This window comes from Bacillus sp. AK128 (assembly GCF_053903075.1).
Genome location: NZ_CP096379.1, coordinates 4,602,719 through 4,624,250 on the forward strand (window position 1 = coordinate 4,602,719; position 21,532 = coordinate 4,624,250).

Sequence of the window (21,532 nt, forward strand, 5' to 3'; positions counted from 1 at the left end):
ATTAATGTCCCTCCCCTTGATCCGACCTTAGTGATGCTTCTAATTCTCTAATTTGGTCTCTTAATTTTGCTGCATTTTCAAACTCTTCACTTTCAATTAATTCCTTAAGTTCTAACCTTAATGTATCAATTTGCTTTTTAATGTGGATACTCCCGCCAATCCTTTTAGGAATCTTTCCGGTATGAATCGTATTACCACTATGGAGTCTCCTTAAAACAGGATCAAGCTGATTCTGAAACGCTTTATAACAATGAGAGCATCCAAACCTACCAACCTTCGCAAATTGCTGAAATGTTAGTTTACAGCGCTCACACTGGATAACCTCTTTTGGAGTAAACGCATTAGTTGAATCCTTTTTAAAATGCTGATGTTCAAAATTTAAAAGTCCTGCTAACAGATTATTAAATGAAAAACCAGCACCCTCAGAGAACATGGACAAATCACCCTTCTCCTTGGCACAATGGTCACAAATATGAATTTCTGATTTCTCACCATTTACTATTTTAGTAAAGTGCAAAGTAGCAGGTCTCTGCTGACATTCCTGACAAACCATTTCCTCACACTCCCATAAAAATTGACCCTCGTTTATTTATACTTTAAAGTACTTAACATGGATTTCATTAATCTAGCTCTTAGTTCGTCACGATGAGGTAGATTTAATAAGAGAACAGATCGATCCATAACACTTAACATGATTCTTGCTTCCTTTTTGGTAATAATCTCCTCTTCCACTAGCCTTAAGATTATATCCTCAGCATTGCTTTGAGTCAGCTCTTTGTTTATGAGCTGAATAATTTGATCGAGTAGATGTGTTCGGTCATCAATTTCTACTTTAACAATGCGAATATAACCTCCACCACCACGTTTACTTTCTACAATATATCCTCTTTCTAATGTAAAACGGGTGTTAATCACATAATTAATCTGAGAAGGAACACATTGAAACTTATCTGCTATTTCGTTCCGCTTAATTTCAATCGCTTTTTCGCCACTAATATCAAGTACTTGCTTTAAATACTGTTCAATAACATCAGATATGTTTCTCACTCAACCCCCAACCCTTTCTGACTTTGACTATCTTTGACTTTAATAATATTATATAAAGCCTACCAATAATTTTCAACTAACAACACTTTTCCCTACATCTATCCTAGCCAAAAAACAAAGAAAACATGATGATAAGCTTATAATTTAGCAAAATTTTGTACACCTTCTATCTTATACAGCTCCTTTATTACCTCTATTTGCTCTCTTCCCTTTAATTCAAACGTAATTTTTATCTCATTTTTATTACTTTCCTCGGTAGTAATTTTATTAATTCTCCCAATATGACCGTTAATACATTCAATAACATCAACTAAAGCATCCCTGGATAAGACTATTTCAATGGTTGCTTTTCTTCTACCTTGTAAAAAAAGATTTTCAAATTTATTTAGCGTTATTAAAATAATCAGGATAATGGCTGTCGTTATAATGGCTACTCCATATAAACCAGCCCCAATTATAAGCCCTAATCCTGCGACCACCCATATCGATGCAGCTGTGGTTAGTCCACGTACAGTTGAATCCTTAACTAATATAGTACCTGCTCCTAAAAATCCAATTCCACTAATAACATAAGAAGGAATACGAGCCGGATCAAACTGTATATGCTCATGGTCCATCACAGATTCAAATCCAAACAGAGAAAGAATCATCATGAGACATGATCCCACCCCCACTAATAAATGTGTCCTAAAGCCAGCTGGATGCTGATTCACTTCACGTTCAAGACCGATCATTCCGCACAATAAAACAGCCAATAATAATCGCCCCACTATAGTAACTAGTTCATGATGTAATAATAATTGCATTTCCATGTCCTCCTACTGGTTGTTTAAAATATCGTATAGAAAACATGGCCCTAATATGACATTTTGGCGGAATTTGATTCGTTAATTTACTTTTTAAAGCAAGTAGATTATGTACTATAAAAGGTAGATTACTTCAATAAAGTGTGGCGAAAAATGGGGCATAATGTCGTGTTCTAAGATGAAGGGCAAGTGTAACTATCCTAATAGATTCTCTAGGTTTACAAGATGCTTGTAATAGTAGGTTTAGAATAGTGTGGTGATCTAACCTTAAGACTATCAACGGGATTCTCTCCTTTTTCCTCAGGGATAATAGAGTCGTTTTAGAAAAGACCACAAAAAAAGCGCAGCTACAATTGCTACACTTTTCTCTTTTGCTTGGCGACGTCCTACTCTCACAGGGGCAATGCCCTATCTAAAACTGGCGCTACAGTTTTACCTCTGATGAGATACAACTTGCTAATCTATAACGTTTAGATAATTCCACGAAAAATACATCTAATTCCGCAGTTTTTGTGTTAATTCCATGAAAAGAAACGTTAATTCCGCGATTTTTTCTTTTATTCCACGAATTCTTTTAATAATTCCGCAAAAACTGATTTTGGCTATTGTCCAAAATAGAAATTACTGTATGGCGCTAATTTTCTTACTTATGAACTATCAATAAGTTTTATTTACTTATGACAGCCTTATGAACGTCTGGACCTTCTTTTTACATATATGCGAGTCATTTATAATAAAAAACAAAAAAGCGCAGCTACAATAGCTACGCTTTTTCTCTTTGCTTGGCGACGTCCTACTCTCACAGGGGCAATGCCCCAACTACCATCGGCGCTGAAGAGCTTAACTTCCGTGTTCGGAATGGGAACGGGTGTATCCTCTTCGCCATCATCACCAGACAATAAGGGATTAAAATTATTCCCTCAAAACTAGATAATATCGTATGCAAGAATGTCGTTTAAATATGGTTAAGTCCTCGACCTATTAGTATCTGTCAGCTCCACGTGTCGCCACGCTTCCACCTCAGACCTATCAACCTGATCGTCTTTCAGGGGTCTTACTTCAAAGAATGGGAAATCTCATCTTGAGGGGGGCTTCATGCTTAGATGCTTTCAGCACTTATCCCGTCCACACATAGCTACCCAGCGATGCCCTTGGCAGAACAACTGGTACACCAGCGGTGTGTCCATCCCGGTCCTCTCGTACTAAGGACAGCTCCTCTCAAATTTCCTACGCCCACGACGGATAGGGACCGAACTGTCTCACGACGTTCTGAACCCAGCTCGCGTACCGCTTTAATGGGCGAACAGCCCAACCCTTGGGACCGACTACAGCCCCAGGATGCGATGAGCCGACATCGAGGTGCCAAACCTCCCCGTCGATGTGGACTCTTGGGGGAGATAAGCCTGTTATCCCCGGGGTAGCTTTTATCCGTTGAGCGATGGCCCTTCCATGCGGAACCACCGGATCACTAAGCCCGACTTTCGTCCCTGCTCGACTTGTAGGTCTCGCAGTCAAGCTCCCTTGTGCCTTTACACTCTACGAATGATTTCCAACCATTCTGAGGGAACCTTTGGGCGCCTCCGTTACATTTTAGGAGGCGACCGCCCCAGTCAAACTGCCCACCTGACACTGTCTCCCAGCTCGATCAGAGCTGCGGGTTAGAATTTCAATACAGCCAGGGTAGTATCCCACCGACGCCTCCACCGAAGCTGGCGCTCCGGCTTCTCAGGCTCCTACCTATCCTGTACAAGCTGTACCAAAATTCAATATCAGGCTACAGTAAAGCTCCACGGGGTCTTTCCGTCCTGTCGCGGGTAACCTGCATCTTCACAGGTACTATAATTTCACCGAGTCTCTCGTTGAGACAGTGCCCAAATCGTTACACCTTTCGTGCGGGTCAGAACTTACCTGACAAGGAATTTCGCTACCTTAGGACCGTTATAGTTACGGCCGCCGTTTACTGGGGCTTCAATTCAAAGCTTCGCTTGCGCTAACCTCTCCTCTTAACCTTCCAGCACCGGGCAGGTGTCAGCCCCTATACTTCGCCTTGCGGCTTCGCAGAGACCTGTGTTTTTGCTAAACAGTCGCTTGGGCCTTTTCACTGCGGCTCTCTCGGGCTTTCACCCTACCAGAGCACCCCTTCTCCCGAAGTTACGGGGTCATTTTGCCGAGTTCCTTAACGAGAGTTCTCTCGATCACCTTAGGATTCTCTCCTCGCCTACCTGTGTCGGTTTGCGGTACAGGCACCTCTCACCTCGCTAGAGGCTTTTCTTGGCAGTGTGGAATCAAGAACTTCGGTACTATATTTCCCTCGCCATCACAGCTCAGCCTTTATGGTAAGCGGATTTGCCTACTTACCAGCCTAACTGCTTGGACGCGCACTTCCAATCGCGCGATTCTCTATCCTCCTGCGTCCCCCCATTGCTCAAACGGTGAGGAGGTGGTACAGGAATATCAACCTGTTGTCCATCGCCTACGCCTTTCGGCCTCGGCTTAGGTCCTGACTAACCCTGAGCGGACGAGCCTTCCTCAGGAAACCTTAGGCATTCGGTGGACAAGATTCTCACTTGTCTTTCGCTACTCATACCGGCATTCTCACTTCTAAGCGCTCCACCAGTCCTTACGGTCTAGCTTCAACGCCCTTAGAACGCTCTCCTACCAATGTCGTTAGACATTCCACAGCTTCGGTGATACGTTTAGCCCCGGTACATTTTCGGCGCAGAGTCACTCGACCAGTGAGCTATTACGCACTCTTTAAATGGTGGCTGCTTCTAAGCCAACATCCTGGTTGTCTGGGCAACTCCACATCCTTTTCCACTTAACGTATACTTTGGGACCTTAGCTGGTGGTCTGGGCTGTTTCCCTTTCGACTACGGATCTTATCACTCGCAGTCTGACTCCCGAGTATAAGTCTTTGGCATTCGGAGTTTGACTGAATTCGGTAACCCGATGAGGGCCCCTAGTCCAATCAGTGCTCTACCTCCAAGACTCTCAAACTCGAGGCTAGCCCTAAAGCTATTTCGGAGAGAACCAGCTATCTCCAGGTTCGATTGGAATTTCTCCGCTACCCACACCTCATCCCCGCACTTTTCAACGTGCGTGGGTTCGGGCCTCCATTCAGTGTTACCTGAACTTCACCCTGGACATGGGTAGATCACCTGGTTTCGGGTCTACGACCACGTACTCAATCGCCCTATTCAGACTCGCTTTCGCTGCGGCTCCGTCTTCTCAACTTAACCTTGCACGGGATCGTAACTCGCCGGTTCATTCTACAAAAGGCACGCCATCACCCGTTAACGGGCTCTGACTACTTGTAGGCACACGGTTTCAGGATCTGTTTCACTCCCCTTCCGGGGTGCTTTTCACCTTTCCCTCACGGTACTGGTTCACTATCGGTCACTAGGGAGTATTTAGCCTTGGGAGATGGTCCTCCCTGCTTCCGACGGGATTTCTCGTGTCCCGCCGTACTCAGGATCCACTCAGGAGGGAACGAAGTTTCAGCTACAGGGCTGTTACCTTCTATGGCTGGCCTTTCCAGACCGCTTCACTTACCTCGTTCCTTTGTAACTCCATGTTGAGTGTCCTACAACCCCAAGAGGCAAGCCTCTTGGTTTGGGCTTCTTCCGTTTCGCTCGCCGCTACTCAGGAAATCGCGAATTGCTTTCTCTTCCTCCGGGTACTAAGATGTTTCAGTTCCCCGGGTCTGCCATCATCACCCTATGTATTCAGGTGAAGATACTACCCCATTACGAGCAGTGGGTTTCCCCATTCGGAAATCTCCGGATCAAAGCTTACTTACAGCTCCCCGAAGCATATCGTTGTTAGTCACGTCCTTCATCGGCTCCTAGTGCCAAGGCATCCACCGTGCGCCCTTAACAACTTAACCGTTGTTAAAGATCATTCGATCAATTTCTTGACTTTCTTACATACGAATTATTATCTAGTTTTCAAGGAACAAGCTTTTTTGCCTAGAGGCAAAATAAGCATCCATCAAGTCACTTGGACAAGATGCTGAGAGATGATTCTCTCAAAACTAAACAAAACGTTCAAGCGCTATTTTATGGAAACGAAAGTTTCCAATTTTCCTTAGAAAGGAGGTGATCCAGCCGCACCTTCCGATACGGCTACCTTGTTACGACTTCACCCCAATCATCTGTCCCACCTTCGGCGGCTGGCCCCCTAAGGTTACCTCACCGACTTCGGGTGTTACAAACTCTCGTGGTGTGACGGGCGGTGTGTACAAGGCCCGGGAACGTATTCACCGCGGCATGCTGATCCGCGATTACTAGCGATTCCGGCTTCATGCAGGCGAGTTGCAGCCTGCAATCCGAACTGAGAATGGTTTTATGGGATTTGCTCAACCTCGCAGTTTTGCTGCCCTTTGTACCATCCATTGTAGCACGTGTGTAGCCCAGGTCATAAGGGGCATGATGATTTGACGTCATCCCCACCTTCCTCCGGTTTGTCACCGGCAGTCACCTTAGAGTGCCCAACTAAATGCTGGCAACTAAGATCAAGGGTTGCGCTCGTTGCGGGACTTAACCCAACATCTCACGACACGAGCTGACGACAACCATGCACCACCTGTCACCTTTGTCCCCGAAGGGAAATTCCTATCTCTAGGAAGGTCAAAGGGATGTCAAGACCTGGTAAGGTTCTTCGCGTTGCTTCGAATTAAACCACATGCTCCACCGCTTGTGCGGGCCCCCGTCAATTCCTTTGAGTTTCAGTCTTGCGACCGTACTCCCCAGGCGGAGTGCTTAATGCGTTAACTTCAGCACTAAAGGGCGGAAACCCTCTAACACTTAGCACTCATCGTTTACGGCGTGGACTACCAGGGTATCTAATCCTGTTTGCTCCCCACGCTTTCGCGCCTCAGCGTCAGTTACAGACCAGAAAGTCGCCTTCGCCACTGGTGTTCCTCCACATCTCTACGCATTTCACCGCTACACGTGGAATTCCACTTTCCTCTTCTGTACTCAAGTCCCCCAGTTTCCAATGACCCTCCACGGTTGAGCCGTGGGCTTTCACATCAGACTTAAAGGACCGCCTGCGCGCGCTTTACGCCCAATAATTCCGGACAACGCTTGCCACCTACGTATTACCGCGGCTGCTGGCACGTAGTTAGCCGTGGCTTTCTGGTTAGGTACCGTCAAGGTACCGCCCTATTCGAACGGTACTTGTTCTTCCCTAACAACAGAGCTTTACGACCCGAAGGCCTTCATCGCTCACGCGGCGTTGCTCCGTCAGACTTTCGTCCATTGCGGAAGATTCCCTACTGCTGCCTCCCGTAGGAGTCTGGGCCGTGTCTCAGTCCCAGTGTGGCCGATCACCCTCTCAGGTCGGCTACGCATCGTCGCCTTGGTGAGCCGTTACCTCACCAACTAGCTAATGCGCCGCGGGCCCATCTGCAAGTGATAGCCGAAGCCATCTTTTATTCAGTCACCAGGAGGTGTCTGAAATTATCCGGTATTAGCTCCGGTTTCCCGAAGTTATCCCAGTCTTACAGGCAGGTTGCCCACGTGTTACTCACCCGTCCGCCGCTAATCTCCAAAGAGATTCGCTCGACTTGCATGTATTAGGCACGCCGCCAGCGTTCGTCCTGAGCCAGGATCAAACTCTCCAATAAAGTGTTTGATTGCTCATTACACCGGCAATCTACTGAGTCAATTCGCGTTAACGAAAATAACTAATAGTAGATTTAAAAATTTATTACTTTGCGTTGGCTATAAAACCAACACGCTTGACGTTTTGTTTAGTTTTCAAAGAACTTTTAAATTTATGGTGGAGCCTAGCGGGATCGAACCGCTGACCTCCTGCGTGCAAGGCAGGCGCTCTCCCAGCTGAGCTAAGGCCCCATATTCTAATCTCTAATGGTCGGGAAGACAGGATTTGAACCTGCGACCCCCTGGTCCCAAACCAGGTGCTCTACCAAGCTGAGCCACTTCCCGTTCACAATATGGCGCGCCCGAGAGGAGTCGAACCCCTAACCTTTTGATCCGTAGTCAAACGCTCTATCCAATTGAGCTACGGGCGCTAAAATAGTTTTTTAAAAAACTATGGTGCCGAGGACCGGAATCGAACCGGTACGGTAGTCACCTACCGCAGGATTTTAAGTCCTGTGCGTCTGCCAGTTCCGCCACCCCGGCAATACATGAACTCTTGGAGCGGAAGACGGGATTCGAACCCGCGACCCCCACCTTGGCAAGGTGGTGTTCTACCACTGAACTACTTCCGCAACAATGTATTGCAATAGATAATTTAATTGAATTTGGTGCGGATGAAGGGAGTCGAACCCCCACGCCGTAAGGCGCTAGATCCTAAGTCTAGTGCGTCTGCCAATTCCGCCACATCCGCGCACAAAATGGTGAGCCATGAAGGACTCGAACCTTCGACCCTCTGATTAAAAGTCAGATGCTCTACCGACTGAGCTAATGGCTCTAATTAAGTGGTGCCGGCTATAGGATTTGAACCCACGACCTACTGATTACAAGTCAGTTGCTCTACCAACTGAGCTAAGCCGGCGTATTAAAATTTCTTACTAACTAAATATTTGCTGGTAATGTCATCCCAATCTCAGGAAGCTTAATCAAGTAGAAACTCGATTGGTATGCTGAAGCTTTCGCTTCGAAGATTATTCCGACGTGCTCTACAAACTGAGCTAAGCCGGCGTATAAAAATAATGATTAAAAATTTTAACGGAAAGTTTTTTTCGCTTCCGCGAAAAAACTATGGTGGAGGATGACGGGATCGAACCGCCGACCCCCTGCTTGTAAGGCAGGTGCTCTCCCAGCTGAGCTAATCCTCCGAGTTTGATACAGCCTGGCAACGTCCTACTCTCACAGGGGCAATGCCCCAACTACCATCGGCGCTGAAGAGCTTAACTTCCGTGTTCGGAATGGGAACGGGTGTGGCCTCTTCGCCATCATTACCAGACTATATTTTTTAATCACTAGGAAATCTAGCGACTTTTTTAATTATACTCATTTCACGAGGAAATGCAAGAGAAAATTTTCATTCCCTCAAAACTAGATAATATCGTATGCAAGAATGTCGTTTAAATATGGTTAAGTCCTCGACCTATTAGTATCTGTCAGCTCCACGTGTCGCCACGCTTCCACCTCAGACCTATCAACCTGATCGTCTTTCAGGGGTCTTACTTCAAAGAATGGGAAATCTCATCTTGAGGGGGGCTTCATGCTTAGATGCTTTCAGCACTTATCCCGTCCACACATAGCTACCCAGCGATGCCCTTGGCAGAACAACTGGTACACCAGCGGTGTGTCCATCCCGGTCCTCTCGTACTAAGGACAGCTCCTCTCAAATTTCCTACGCCCACGACGGATAGGGACCGAACTGTCTCACGACGTTCTGAACCCAGCTCGCGTACCGCTTTAATGGGCGAACAGCCCAACCCTTGGGACCGACTACAGCCCCAGGATGCGATGAGCCGACATCGAGGTGCCAAACCTCCCCGTCGATGTGGACTCTTGGGGGAGATAAGCCTGTTATCCCCGGGGTAGCTTTTATCCGTTGAGCGATGGCCCTTCCATGCGGAACCACCGGATCACTAAGCCCGACTTTCGTCCCTGCTCGACTTGTAGGTCTCGCAGTCAAGCTCCCTTGTGCCTTTACACTCTACGAATGATTTCCAACCATTCTGAGGGAACCTTTGGGCGCCTCCGTTACATTTTAGGAGGCGACCGCCCCAGTCAAACTGCCCACCTGACACTGTCTCCCAGCTCGATCAGAGCTGCGGGTTAGAATTTCAATACAGCCAGGGTAGTATCCCACCGACGCCTCCACCGAAGCTGGCGCTCCGGCTTCTCAGGCTCCTACCTATCCTGTACAAGCTGTACCAAAATTCAATATCAGGCTACAGTAAAGCTCCACGGGGTCTTTCCGTCCTGTCGCGGGTAACCTGCATCTTCACAGGTACTATAATTTCACCGAGTCTCTCGTTGAGACAGTGCCCAAATCGTTACACCTTTCGTGCGGGTCAGAACTTACCTGACAAGGAATTTCGCTACCTTAGGACCGTTATAGTTACGGCCGCCGTTTACTGGGGCTTCAATTCAAAGCTTCGCTTGCGCTAACCTCTCCTCTTAACCTTCCAGCACCGGGCAGGTGTCAGCCCCTATACTTCGCCTTGCGGCTTCGCAGAGACCTGTGTTTTTGCTAAACAGTCGCTTGGGCCTTTTCACTGCGGCTCTCTCGGGCTTTCACCCTACCAGAGCACCCCTTCTCCCGAAGTTACGGGGTCATTTTGCCGAGTTCCTTAACGAGAGTTCTCTCGATCACCTTAGGATTCTCTCCTCGCCTACCTGTGTCGGTTTGCGGTACAGGCACCTCTCACCTCGCTAGAGGCTTTTCTTGGCAGTGTGGAATCAAGAACTTCGGTACTATATTTCCCTCGCCATCACAGCTCAGCCTTTATGGTAAGCGGATTTGCCTACTTACCAGCCTAACTGCTTGGACGCGCACTTCCAATCGCGCGATTCTCTATCCTCCTGCGTCCCCCCATTGCTCAAACGGTGAGGAGGTGGTACAGGAATATCAACCTGTTGTCCATCGCCTACGCCTTTCGGCCTCGGCTTAGGTCCTGACTAACCCTGAGCGGACGAGCCTTCCTCAGGAAACCTTAGGCATTCGGTGGACAAGATTCTCACTTGTCTTTCGCTACTCATACCGGCATTCTCACTTCTAAGCGCTCCACCAGTCCTTACGGTCTAGCTTCAACGCCCTTAGAACGCTCTCCTACCAATGTCGTTAGACATTCCACAGCTTCGGTGATACGTTTAGCCCCGGTACATTTTCGGCGCAGAGTCACTCGACCAGTGAGCTATTACGCACTCTTTAAATGGTGGCTGCTTCTAAGCCAACATCCTGGTTGTCTGGGCAACTCCACATCCTTTTCCACTTAACGTATACTTTGGGACCTTAGCTGGTGGTCTGGGCTGTTTCCCTTTCGACTACGGATCTTATCACTCGCAGTCTGACTCCCGAGTATAAGTCTTTGGCATTCGGAGTTTGACTGAATTCGGTAACCCGATGAGGGCCCCTAGTCCAATCAGTGCTCTACCTCCAAGACTCTCAAACTCGAGGCTAGCCCTAAAGCTATTTCGGAGAGAACCAGCTATCTCCAGGTTCGATTGGAATTTCTCCGCTACCCACACCTCATCCCCGCACTTTTCAACGTGCGTGGGTTCGGGCCTCCATTCAGTGTTACCTGAACTTCACCCTGGACATGGGTAGATCACCTGGTTTCGGGTCTACGACCACGTACTCAATCGCCCTATTCAGACTCGCTTTCGCTGCGGCTCCGTCTTCTCAACTTAACCTTGCACGGGATCGTAACTCGCCGGTTCATTCTACAAAAGGCACGCCATCACCCGTTAACGGGCTCTGACTACTTGTAGGCACACGGTTTCAGGATCTGTTTCACTCCCCTTCCGGGGTGCTTTTCACCTTTCCCTCACGGTACTGGTTCACTATCGGTCACTAGGGAGTATTTAGCCTTGGGAGATGGTCCTCCCTGCTTCCGACGGGATTTCTCGTGTCCCGCCGTACTCAGGATCCACTCAGGAGGGAACGAAGTTTCAGCTACAGGGCTGTTACCTTCTATGGCTGGCCTTTCCAGACCGCTTCACTTACCTCGTTCCTTTGTAACTCCATGTTGAGTGTCCTACAACCCCAAGAGGCAAGCCTCTTGGTTTGGGCTTCTTCCGTTTCGCTCGCCGCTACTCAGGAAATCGCGAATTGCTTTCTCTTCCTCCGGGTACTAAGATGTTTCAGTTCCCCGGGTCTGCCATCATCACCCTATGTATTCAGGTGAAGATACTACCCCATTACGAGCAGTGGGTTTCCCCATTCGGAAATCTCCGGATCAAAGCTTACTTACAGCTCCCCGAAGCATATCGTTGTTAGTCACGTCCTTCATCGGCTCCTAGTGCCAAGGCATCCACCGTGCGCCCTTAACAACTTAACCGTTGTTAAAGATCATTCGATCAATTTCTTGACTTTCTTACATACGAATTATTATCTAGTTTTCAAGGAACAAGCTTTTTTGCCTAGAGGCAAAATAAGCATCCATCAAGTCACTTGGACAAGATGCTGAGAGATGATTCTCTCAAAACTAAACAAAACGTTCAAGCGCTATTTTATGGAAACGAAAGTTTCCAATTTTCCTTAGAAAGGAGGTGATCCAGCCGCACCTTCCGATACGGCTACCTTGTTACGACTTCACCCCAATCATCTGTCCCACCTTCGGCGGCTGGCCCCCTAAGGTTACCTCACCGACTTCGGGTGTTACAAACTCTCGTGGTGTGACGGGCGGTGTGTACAAGGCCCGGGAACGTATTCACCGCGGCATGCTGATCCGCGATTACTAGCGATTCCGGCTTCATGCAGGCGAGTTGCAGCCTGCAATCCGAACTGAGAATGGTTTTATGGGATTTGCTCAACCTCGCGGTTTTGCTGCCCTTTGTACCATCCATTGTAGCACGTGTGTAGCCCAGGTCATAAGGGGCATGATGATTTGACGTCATCCCCACCTTCCTCCGGTTTGTCACCGGCAGTCACCTTAGAGTGCCCAACTAAATGCTGGCAACTAAGATCAAGGGTTGCGCTCGTTGCGGGACTTAACCCAACATCTCACGACACGAGCTGACGACAACCATGCACCACCTGTCACCTTTGTCCCCGAAGGGAAATTCCTATCTCTAGGAAGGTCAAAGGGATGTCAAGACCTGGTAAGGTTCTTCGCGTTGCTTCGAATTAAACCACATGCTCCACCGCTTGTGCGGGCCCCCGTCAATTCCTTTGAGTTTCAGTCTTGCGACCGTACTCCCCAGGCGGAGTGCTTAATGCGTTAACTTCAGCACTAAAGGGCGGAAACCCTCTAACACTTAGCACTCATCGTTTACGGCGTGGACTACCAGGGTATCTAATCCTGTTTGCTCCCCACGCTTTCGCGCCTCAGCGTCAGTTACAGACCAGAAAGTCGCCTTCGCCACTGGTGTTCCTCCACATCTCTACGCATTTCACCGCTACACGTGGAATTCCACTTTCCTCTTCTGTACTCAAGTCCCCCAGTTTCCAATGACCCTCCACGGTTGAGCCGTGGGCTTTCACATCAGACTTAAAGGACCGCCTGCGCGCGCTTTACGCCCAATAATTCCGGACAACGCTTGCCACCTACGTATTACCGCGGCTGCTGGCACGTAGTTAGCCGTGGCTTTCTGGTTAGGTACCGTCAAGGTACCGCCCTATTCGAACGGTACTTGTTCTTCCCTAACAACAGAGCTTTACGACCCGAAGGCCTTCATCGCTCACGCGGCGTTGCTCCGTCAGACTTTCGTCCATTGCGGAAGATTCCCTACTGCTGCCTCCCGTAGGAGTCTGGGCCGTGTCTCAGTCCCAGTGTGGCCGATCACCCTCTCAGGTCGGCTACGCATCGTCGCCTTGGTGAGCCGTTACCTCACCAACTAGCTAATGCGCCGCGGGCCCATCTGTAAGTGATAGCCGAAGCCATCTTTTATTCAGTCACCAGGAGGTGTCTGAAATTATCCGGTATTAGCTCCGGTTTCCCGAAGTTATCCCAGTCTTACAGGCAGGTTGCCCACGTGTTACTCACCCGTCCGCCGCTAATCTCCGAAGAGATTCGCTCGACTTGCATGTATTAGGCACGCCGCCAGCGTTCGTCCTGAGCCAGGATCAAACTCTCCAATAAAGTGTTTGATTGCTCATTACACCGGCAATCTACTGAGTTACTTCACGTTAGCGAAAATAACTAATAGTAGATTTAATAATTTATTACTTTGCGTTGGTTATAAAACCAACACGCTTGACGTTTTGTTTAGTTTTCAAAGAACTTTTCGCCCTGTCTTCCAAAAGCGACTTTATTAATATACCATCTTTAAATTACGAAGTCAACAATTTTTTTAAGTTTTTTTAAGCTTTTTTAAAATCTTCTTAATGACTTAAATTAACTTTTGCGACAACGTTTATTACTATACCATTCACTTCTATTACATTCAACAGGTATTTTTTTACTTTTTGCTATTATTAATAAGATTTGTCCGTTCTTACTACAAGACACCCAATTTCTAAACTTGCATAGGATCTGTGTAGGCCATATGTTAGCTGTTGACTAGCCACTATATATAGAGAGTGTATTTATTCTCGCCCTTCCATTACAATCAACTAAATAAAAAAGCCCACCAACTATTTCGGCAGGCTTCTTGATCTATTCTGATTTGGAAACTTCTCTATGTCTCATCTGAGGGAAGAGTAATACGTCACGAATTGACGGAGAGTTGGTTAACAGCATTACTAAACGGTCAATACCGATACCAAGCCCACCAGTTGGAGGCATTCCATATTCTAATGCCTCGATGAAGTCCTCATCCATTTCATGAGCCTCGTCATTTCCTTGTTCTTTTTCTTTTAACTGAGCTTCAAAGCGCTCTCGTTGATCAATAGGGTCATTTAATTCTGTAAATGCATTTGCATGCTCTCTAGCTACGATAAATAATTCAAAACGATCCGTAAAACGGGGATCTTCTGGATTCTTTTTAGCTAAAGGGGAAATTTCAACAGGGTGGCCGTAAATAAAGGTTGGCTGGATGAGCTGCTCCTCTATTTTTTGCTCAAAGAATTCATTTACTATATGGCCGTATTGCATATGGTTAGTTACCTCTACACCATGTTCCTTAGCAAGCTCTCTTGCTTCTTCAACGGTCATTTCTTTCCAGAAATCAACACCTACATACTCCTTTATAGCGTCTACCATATGTAGTCGTTTCCATTCTGGTTCTAGGTTTACTGTGTGCTCACCATATTGAACAGTCGTTGTTCCCAGTACTTCTTTTGCTATATGCGCGATTACATTTTCAGTAAGGCTCATGATATCCTTATAGTCTGCATAAGCAGCATATAGCTCTAGCATTGTAAATTCGGGATTATGTCTAGTTGAAATCCCTTCGTTTCTGAATACTCGTCCAATTTCATAGACCTTTTCAAGTCCACCTACAATTAGACGCTTTAGGTGTAGCTCAATCGCTATACGCATATAAAGTGTCATATCTAAAGCATTATGATGAGTAATGAACGGTCTTGCAGAAGCTCCACCCGCTATAGAGTGCATAGTTGGAGTTTCCACCTCTAGATACCCTTGACTGTCTAAGTATCTTCTCATTGACTGTATAATTTTACTTCTTAAAATAAACGTTTCACGACTTTCCATATTCGTAATCAAATCTAAATATCTCTGTCTATAACGCTGCTCTACATCCTTAAGACCATGGAACTTTTCTGGTAGTGGCTTTAAAGACTTTGTTAATAATTCAAATGAATTTGCCTTAATTGAAAGCTCCCCTACCTTTGTCTTAAAAACAGTTCCTGTTACACCAACGATATCACCGAGGTCAGCTGTGTCAAAAACATCATATGCCTCTTCGCCAATTGCATCCTGTCTAATATACAGTTGGACTTGACCAGTAAGGTCTTGAATATGCGTGAATCCAGCCTTACCCTTTCCTCTTTTGGTCATAATTCGACCTGCAATGGATACATTAATTGTTTCTTCATCTAACTCTTCTTTAGATACTTCACCATATAATGATAGTAATTCTTTAGATGTATGCGTACGATCAAATCGTTTACCAAAAGGATCTAGTCCTTTTTCTCGTAGCTTATGTAGTTTACTTCTCCGTACTTTTAACTGGTCATTTAATTCCTCAAAACTCATCCTTTTCTCACTCCAAGCACATTGGTATATAAATGAATAAAACTGCCAGTAACATACTGGCAGTGGGCAATCTTCTTTATGGGTATTATAGGTTAGTATGAAAGGGAAGTCAAACGGATTAGCCAACTTGAATTTGATTTTCTTGGTCTGCTTCTGCTTCTTCGACTAAGTAAGACAAAAGTGATACTAAGTCAGCGCGAGTATTACACTCATTAATACCATTACGGACTTTTGCATTTCCACGGATTCCTTTTAAATACCATGCAGCATGCTTTCGCATTTCACGAACTGCCACAAATTCTCCCTTTAAGGCAATTAATCGGTCTAAATGAAGGATACAAACATTGATCTTCTCACGAACTGAAGGTTCAGGGGCTAGTTCACCCGTTTCCAGATACTTAACTGTCTGATAGATCATCCATGGGTTTCCTAATGCCGCACGGCCAATCATCACTCCGTCTACACCTGTCTCATCTAGCATTCTCTTTGCATCCTGTGGAGTTTGAACATCCCCATTACCGATCACAGGGATAGAAACAGACTGTTTTACTTCTTTAATGATATCCCAGTTTGCATGACCCTCATACATTTGTACACGAGTACGTCCGTGAAGGGCAACCGCTTTTCCACCCGCACGTTCAACGGCTCTTGCATTTTCAATCGCGTAGATATGGTTTTCATCCCAACCCATACGCATCTTTACCGTAACTGGTTTATCTACAGCATCAGCAACTGCCGCTACCATTTCATAAATCTTGTTAGGATCTAGTAACCATTTCGCACCGGCATCACATTTTGTTATTTTTGGAACAGGGCAGCCCATATTAATATCAATAATATCTGCAGTTGTGTTCTTATCTACAAACTTAGCTGCTTCTACTAGGGTTTCTTTCTCCCCACCAAAAATCTGTAAGCTTAATGGTTTCTCTTGTTCATCTATATAAAGCATGCCCATTGTTTTAGCGTTTTTATAGAGAATTGCTTTATCACTAACCATTTCAGCACATACAAGTCCAGCTCCAAATTCCTTTACCGTTAGACGAAAGGCGGAATTACATACTCCCGCCATCGGGGCCAATACAACTTGGTTTTTCATTTGGATATCGCCGATTTTCAACATTGTTCTTACCTCCTTTATTCATTATTTGGAGTTAATTCATCTAAAGATATATTAAGCGCACTCGCAATATTGTCTAACAATTCTTGACTAGGCAGTCTATTACCACGTTCTACTTCCCCAAGTACAGAGACTGAAATTCCTAAGTCTTTTGCAAAATCTTCTTGTGTGTATCCTTTTAGCTTTCGAAAAGCCCGAATACGTCTTCCCCATTTCTCCGCTTCCATACTCTAACACCTTCTCTATCTGTTAATTCCTCATATATATGTTTGATATTTCTATCGCTAATAGTTAGTCTCGGATTGATCTCATATAAAGGCACAATCACAAATGCGCGCTCTGTCATCCTTGGATGAGGAATACTTAAGTCATCTGCTTCAATATTTTCTTGGTTAAAGAGTAAAATGTCAAGGTCTAACGTTCTTGGACCCCACTTAATTTCCCTATTCCTTCCACAACCCTGCTCAATTTTTTGTAGAATAGACAATAATTGATGAGCAGTCTTATTGGTATAAACTTCTATTACCATATTTAAAAATGAATCTTGTTCAACAAATCCTACCGGGTCTGTTTCAAAAATAGAAGAATACTTTATCAATTCTATATCATGTTCAAGTAGTGCTGTTATTCCAGATCTCAAATAATAAGAGCGATCCTTTATATTTGAGCCTAGCCCAATAAATACTCTATTCATGTTCTACCTCTCGTTAAACTGACACTCACTGCCTTATAGTATCCTTGAATAGGTGGGTCTGGTTTAATAAAGCGGATGCTGCATTCTTCGACTTTTGAAAATGACTGTAACACTTGCTCACAAATATCCTCTGCAACTGCTTCTACTAATTTTCTTGGCTCACCTTCTACAATCTTCTTACAAAGGTTATAAACCTCAGCATAATTGACGGTGTCATCTAAATGATCACTCTTTCCTGGTTTAGAAAGATCCATTGATAAGGTTAGGTCAACAATGAATCGTTGACCTAGCTTGGTTTCCTCAGGAAGAACGCCGTGATAACCATAAAATATCATCTCATGAAGTTCAATTTTATCCATTTCCTTTTCCTCCTCTTCCAACCAATACATCCATTACCTTTGCCATTTTAGAAATGGACGCCACATCATGAACACGCATAATATGACAGCCCTTTTGAATCCCTAGGCAAACAGTAGCACCCGTTCCTTCCATTCTCTCATTAGGGGGGATATCAAGGATTTGACCAATAAATGACTTTCTAGAAGTGCCAAGTAAGACAGGATATCCCATCGCTACGATTTGATCTAGATTTTGTAATACCTCTATATTCATATCAAAATCTTTTGCAAACCCTATTCCCGGGTCTAAAATGATTTGATCGTCCTTAACACCAGCAAATTTGGCAATGGAGATGCTTTCCATTAGGTCAGAAATAACATCCTTCATAAGATTGGAATAGTTCTTGTTTTCCCTGTTATGCATGAGGATGATAGGCACTTGAAAATGAGCAGCAACCTTGGCCATTTTAGGATCTGCCTTTGCTCCCCAAACATCATTTATAATATGGGCTCCCGCTTCAATTGCTTGCTTTGCGACCTCTGCTTTGTATGTATCAATTGAAATGGGAGCATCCATTTTTTTCGAAAGCTCCTGAATGATTGGGATGGTTCGCTCGAGTTCCTCTTCCAGTTCTACCTTAACAGAGCCTGGTCTAGTTGATTCACCACCAATATCAATAATATCAGCACCTTCTTGAATCATTTGAGTAGCATGTCGAATAGCCAATTCATGAGTGGTATAGCTTCCACCATCTGAAAATGAATCGGGGGTTACATTTAAAATCCCCATTATGTATGTTTTTTGGCTAAAATCTAATTGATTGGAACTTCCTTTCGTTCCATTAATAGCAATAGTAGACAATTTAACGTAAACCTCCAACTTCATTCATCGTAAGTAAGAACGATGTATAGTGGTGATAATCCTCCTGTAGTTGCTTCGTAAGCTCTCCACTTTTACTTAAATAGCTTAGATCACCAATTTGTTTGATGGGGATGATTTCTTGAATAGAATTTGTCACAAACACTTCATCACTAGAAAGAAGCAATTCTTTTCGATAGAAACCCTCCTCACATCTAATTCCTTTTTCTTGAAGGAGCTTGATTACAAATTGTCTGGTAATCCCATTTAAAATACCGGTATCAAGATGCGGAGTGTACACAATTTTTCCTTTAACCCAAAAGAGATTAGAGACAATCCCTTCTGCAAGATAACCCTCCTTCGTTAGAAAGATTCCCTCCTTGTCAGGAGCTTGTCCGATTTCTCTCTTTCCTAATATATTATTTAAATAATGGTGGGATTTTAAGCGGTGTTTACCTTCCGGTGTGTTTCGGACCGTTTCAAGGAACACCCCTTCTTTCTCATCAACCATCCTAGGAATTGGTTTCATATAAATAATCGTAGTAGGTGCTTCGTAGGTTTCTAGCGGAAGTCCTAAGCTACTTACACCGGCTGAGACATTCAATCTTATATAAGCATCTCTAAGATTGTTTTTTTCTAGGAGCTCCTGAATGACATCTAGAAGCTTCTTGTTTGTTTCCTCCCAGCGGATATCTAATTCTCTTAGTCCGTGACGTAATCTCTCCATATGGTCTTGGAACAAAAAAGAATGGCCTTGATATACTCGAAAAGTTTCAAATAAACCAAGACCATACATAAATCCATGATCAAATATTGAGATTAAGGCTTCTTCTTCTTTTATAATACGGCCATTTATATAGATGTACATTCTGGTGTCTTTTGTTTTCCTCCATATAGATCAATGAAATTTTGAAGTAATCTCTTACCAGCTGAGGTCATAATAGACTCTGGGTGGAATTGAACACCCTCTATCGCTAGGTCCTTATGTCTGATCGCCATAATTTCCCCTTCCTCTGTCCAAGCTGTTACCTCAAAAACTTCAGGCAATGTTTCCTTTTTTACAATTAATGAATGGTATCTTGTCGCCGTAAATGGCTCCTCTACCCCTTCAAAAATCGTTTTTTGATTATGCAAAATCGGTGATGTCTTTCCATGCATGAGGCGGTCAGCCCTAACCACATCTCCACCGAATACTTGAGCAATCGATTGATGACCTAGACAAACACCAAATATCGGTATTTTCCCTGCAAAATATTCAATCGCTTCTAAGCTAATTCCCGCTTCATTTGGACTACAAGGCCCTGGTGAAATCATCAGGAAGTCAGGATGTAACTCCTCGATTTCTTTAATCGTAATTTGGTCATTTCTTTTAACGACTAACTCTTGACCAAGTTCCCCTAAATATTGCACCAAATTAAATGTAAATGAATCATAGTTATCAATCATTAAAATCATCCTAATCTCTCCTCCGCTAAACTTGTTCTACTACTTCTCTGTTCTGCTCAGCTACTTCCTTTGACTTCCATAAAGCTCTTGCCTTCTTAAGTGATTCCTTGTATTCAAAGGCTGGGTTAGAATCGATTACGACCCCTGCACCTGCTTGAATGTAGGCAATGCCCTTTTTCACCAGCATGGTTCGAATCGTAATATTTAATTCCATATCACCATTATACCCAATCCAGCCAATAGAGCCAGTGTAAATACCTCTTCTGACAGGTTCAAGCTCTTCAATTATTTCCATTGTCCGAACCTTTGGAGCCCCCGTTATCGTTCCTCCAGGGAATACCGCATCAATCACATCGTACGTATCATATTGATTAGACAGTGTCCCTTTTACATTGGAAACAATATGCATAACATGGGAGTAACGTTCTATTACCATAAACTCATCTACTTCAACGGTTCCATACCTACAAACCTTTCCTAGATCATTGCGCTCTAGATCTACAAGCATAACATGCTCCGCTCGTTCCTTTTCATTTTCGATCAACTCAGAGGCCAGCTTCTCATCCTCCAATTCATCCTTACCTCTAGAACGAGTACCAGCAATCGGTCTTGTACTAATTTGTTCTCCTTGCTTCTTAACGAGAAGTTCAGGTGAACCACTTACAATCTGAAATTCGGGTGTCTGGACATATGCCATATAAGGTGATGGATTAATTTTTCTTAATGCGGTATATACGTCTATTGGAGATACATGTAATTCCTGTGCTTGTCTAACAGATAAGTTTACCTGGAAAACATCTCCTTGAGCGATATAGTCCTGGATTTTCTCCACCGCCAGCTTAAATTTATTTTCCGGCAAAGAAACATGAGTGTTAACTGCACCCTGAACAAGGTTTCCATCAGTATGTTGTTGAGGTGAATTTTCCCATAAACCCTTTAAAGTCTCTAGTTTGAAGTCAACCAATTTTTCTTTTGTGTCTTTTTCCATGCAAGATATGATATATAATAGTTGCTCATCATGATCATAAACAAAGATATCGTTAAATACTAGAAAATATAGGTCGGGAATTTGAAGGTCGTCCTTTGAATGATTAGGAAGCTTTTCGATATATCTCACATAATCATAGCTTATATATCCAATTGCACCACCCTGAAAAAAGGGTAGATCCTGATTCTGTTCAAATTCAAACTGACTCATCCATTCCCTCATGAGATGGAGAGGATTCCCATCTCGGACTGTGTATGAGCCTCCTTCCTTTATTTCTAGTTGTCCAGTCTTTCCTGTTAGTATAGTTACAGGCTCTAAACCAAACATACTATAGCGGCCGCCTCTACCACTTTCAAGTAGAGCGTGATTTGCGAAGCTTTTACTTACTTGCTTAAACTGAGGAAACCAATCATCCTGATGTATTTTAACTGTTTTATAAAAGGGATACCTCTTACTCATTCACATCACGCTCCTTAACAATACTTTT

At 44.6% G+C, this 21,532-nt stretch carries 12 protein-coding genes, 9 tRNA genes and 6 rRNA genes; all 27 read right to left on the minus strand.

Going from position 1 to position 21,532, the window contains the following annotated elements; all coding sequences use genetic code 11:
• Position 1: 1 nt before the first annotated feature.
• On the minus strand, positions 2-553 hold the full coding sequence (locus tag M1D60_RS23065) for a UvrB/UvrC motif-containing protein (RefSeq protein WP_456277110.1): 552 nt from the start codon (positions 551-553) through the stop codon (positions 2-4).
• 32 nt (positions 554-585) lie between these two features.
• Positions 586-1,047 carry a CtsR family transcriptional regulator gene (locus M1D60_RS23070; protein ID WP_456277111.1) on the minus strand — a complete coding sequence of 154 codons (462 nt, stop codon included), beginning with the start codon at positions 1,045-1,047 and terminating at the stop codon, positions 586-588.
• 137 nt (positions 1,048-1,184) lie between these two features.
• Complete coding sequence (locus M1D60_RS23075) at positions 1,185-1,853, minus strand: MgtC/SapB family protein (RefSeq protein ID WP_456277112.1); 669 nt, start codon at positions 1,851-1,853, stop codon at positions 1,185-1,187.
• A 780-nt stretch (positions 1,854-2,633) separates the two neighbouring features.
• Positions 2,634-2,749, minus strand: a 5S ribosomal RNA gene (gene rrf / locus M1D60_RS23080).
• Positions 2,750-2,814: 65 nt separating this feature from the next.
• Positions 2,815-5,739: ribosomal RNA gene (locus M1D60_RS23085) — 23S ribosomal RNA — on the minus strand.
• A gap of 204 nt (positions 5,740-5,943) precedes the next feature.
• Positions 5,944-7,482: ribosomal RNA gene (locus M1D60_RS23090) — 16S ribosomal RNA — on the minus strand.
• Between the two features lie 153 nt (positions 7,483-7,635).
• Positions 7,636-7,711 (minus strand) — tRNA-Ala (locus tag M1D60_RS23095).
• Positions 7,712-7,727: 16 nt separating this feature from the next.
• Positions 7,728-7,804, minus strand: a tRNA-Pro gene (locus tag M1D60_RS23100).
• A 9-nt stretch (positions 7,805-7,813) separates the two neighbouring features.
• A tRNA-Arg gene (locus M1D60_RS23105) sits at positions 7,814-7,890 on the minus strand.
• A gap of 23 nt (positions 7,891-7,913) precedes the next feature.
• Positions 7,914-8,002: transfer RNA gene (locus M1D60_RS23110), tRNA-Leu, on the minus strand.
• Positions 8,003-8,016: 14 nt separating this feature from the next.
• Positions 8,017-8,091: transfer RNA gene (locus tag M1D60_RS23115), tRNA-Gly, on the minus strand.
• Positions 8,092-8,125: 34 nt separating this feature from the next.
• Positions 8,126-8,210, minus strand: a tRNA-Leu gene (locus M1D60_RS23120).
• Positions 8,211-8,218: 8 nt separating this feature from the next.
• A tRNA-Lys gene (locus tag M1D60_RS23125) sits at positions 8,219-8,294 on the minus strand.
• Positions 8,295-8,302: 8 nt separating this feature from the next.
• Positions 8,303-8,378 (minus strand) — tRNA-Thr (locus M1D60_RS23130).
• A gap of 207 nt (positions 8,379-8,585) precedes the next feature.
• Positions 8,586-8,661, minus strand: a tRNA-Val gene (locus M1D60_RS23135).
• 12 nt (positions 8,662-8,673) lie between these two features.
• Positions 8,674-8,789, minus strand: a 5S ribosomal RNA gene (gene rrf / locus M1D60_RS23140).
• A 127-nt stretch (positions 8,790-8,916) separates the two neighbouring features.
• A 23S ribosomal RNA gene (locus tag M1D60_RS23145) occupies positions 8,917-11,841 on the minus strand.
• A gap of 204 nt (positions 11,842-12,045) precedes the next feature.
• Positions 12,046-13,584 (minus strand): 16S ribosomal RNA (locus M1D60_RS23150).
• The 16S, 23S and 5S rRNA genes sit together here with 9 tRNA genes alongside, the layout of an rRNA operon.
• Before the next feature lie 516 nt (positions 13,585-14,100).
• Positions 14,101-15,603: a lysine--tRNA ligase gene (gene lysS / locus M1D60_RS23155; protein WP_456277113.1), complete on the minus strand. Its 1,503-nt coding sequence runs from the start codon at positions 15,601-15,603 to the stop codon at positions 14,101-14,103.
• A 118-nt stretch (positions 15,604-15,721) separates the two neighbouring features.
• On the minus strand, positions 15,722-16,723 hold the full coding sequence (gene dusB, locus M1D60_RS23160; RefSeq protein WP_456277114.1) for a tRNA dihydrouridine synthase DusB: 1,002 nt from the start codon (positions 16,721-16,723) through the stop codon (positions 15,722-15,724).
• 14 nt (positions 16,724-16,737) lie between these two features.
• Positions 16,738-16,947, minus strand: a complete 210-nt coding sequence (locus M1D60_RS23165) for a helix-turn-helix domain-containing protein (protein ID WP_456277115.1) — start codon at positions 16,945-16,947, stop codon at positions 16,738-16,740.
• Complete coding sequence (folK, locus tag M1D60_RS23170; protein ID WP_456277116.1) at positions 16,899-17,414, minus strand: 2-amino-4-hydroxy-6-hydroxymethyldihydropteridine diphosphokinase; 516 nt, start codon at positions 17,412-17,414, stop codon at positions 16,899-16,901. The genes M1D60_RS23165 and folK overlap by 49 nt, the downstream gene beginning before the upstream one ends.
• On the minus strand, positions 17,411-17,773 hold the full coding sequence (folB, locus tag M1D60_RS23175; RefSeq protein WP_456277117.1) for a dihydroneopterin aldolase: 363 nt from the start codon (positions 17,771-17,773) through the stop codon (positions 17,411-17,413). Before folB ends, folK begins: the two co-directional genes overlap by 4 nt.
• Positions 17,766-18,614, minus strand: a complete 849-nt coding sequence (folP, locus tag M1D60_RS23180) for a dihydropteroate synthase (RefSeq protein ID WP_456277118.1) — start codon at positions 18,612-18,614, stop codon at positions 17,766-17,768. The genes folB and folP overlap by 8 nt, the downstream gene beginning before the upstream one ends.
• Before the next feature lies 1 nt (position 18,615).
• The gene (gene pabC, locus M1D60_RS23185; protein ID WP_456277119.1) at positions 18,616-19,479 is read right to left on the minus strand and encodes an aminodeoxychorismate lyase; all 864 of its coding nucleotides are present in this window, start codon (positions 19,477-19,479) and stop codon (positions 18,616-18,618) included.
• On the minus strand, positions 19,464-20,066 hold the full coding sequence (gene pabA, locus M1D60_RS23190) for an aminodeoxychorismate/anthranilate synthase component II (protein ID WP_456277120.1): 603 nt from the start codon (positions 20,064-20,066) through the stop codon (positions 19,464-19,466). Before pabA ends, pabC begins: the two co-directional genes overlap by 16 nt.
• A 16-nt stretch (positions 20,067-20,082) precedes the next feature.
• Entirely contained in the window at positions 20,083-21,504 is a 1,422-nt protein-coding gene (gene pabB, locus M1D60_RS23195; protein WP_456277121.1) for an aminodeoxychorismate synthase, component I, read from the minus strand.
• Between the last annotated feature and the right edge of the window lie 28 nt (positions 21,505-21,532).

What these genes read in the sequence shown, in the direction of transcription:
- lysS (WP_456277113.1), bottom strand. Translation starts at nt 15,603, where the DNA reads ATGAGTTTTGAGGAATTAAATGACCAGTTAAAAGTACGGAGAAGTAAA.
- M1D60_RS23075 (WP_456277112.1), bottom strand. Translation starts at nt 1,853, where the DNA reads ATGCAATTATTATTACATCATGAACTAGTTACTATAGTGGGGCGATTA.
- M1D60_RS23065 (WP_456277110.1), bottom strand. Translation starts at nt 553, where the DNA reads ATGGTTTGTCAGGAATGTCAGCAGAGACCTGCTACTTTGCACTTTACT.
- pabC (WP_456277119.1), bottom strand. Translation starts at nt 19,479, where the DNA reads ATGTACATCTATATAAATGGCCGTATTATAAAAGAAGAAGAAGCCTTA.
- pabB (WP_456277121.1), bottom strand. Translation starts at nt 21,504, where the DNA reads ATGAGTAAGAGGTATCCCTTTTATAAAACAGTTAAAATACATCAGGAT.
- M1D60_RS23165 (WP_456277115.1), bottom strand. Translation starts at nt 16,947, where the DNA reads ATGGAAGCGGAGAAATGGGGAAGACGTATTCGGGCTTTTCGAAAGCTA.
- dusB (WP_456277114.1), bottom strand. Translation starts at nt 16,723, where the DNA reads ATGTTGAAAATCGGCGATATCCAAATGAAAAACCAAGTTGTATTGGCC.
- pabA (WP_456277120.1), bottom strand. Translation starts at nt 20,066, where the DNA reads ATGATTTTAATGATTGATAACTATGATTCATTTACATTTAATTTGGTG.
- folB (WP_456277117.1), bottom strand. Translation starts at nt 17,773, where the DNA reads ATGGATAAAATTGAACTTCATGAGATGATATTTTATGGTTATCACGGC.
- folK (WP_456277116.1), bottom strand. Translation starts at nt 17,414, where the DNA reads ATGAATAGAGTATTTATTGGGCTAGGCTCAAATATAAAGGATCGCTCT.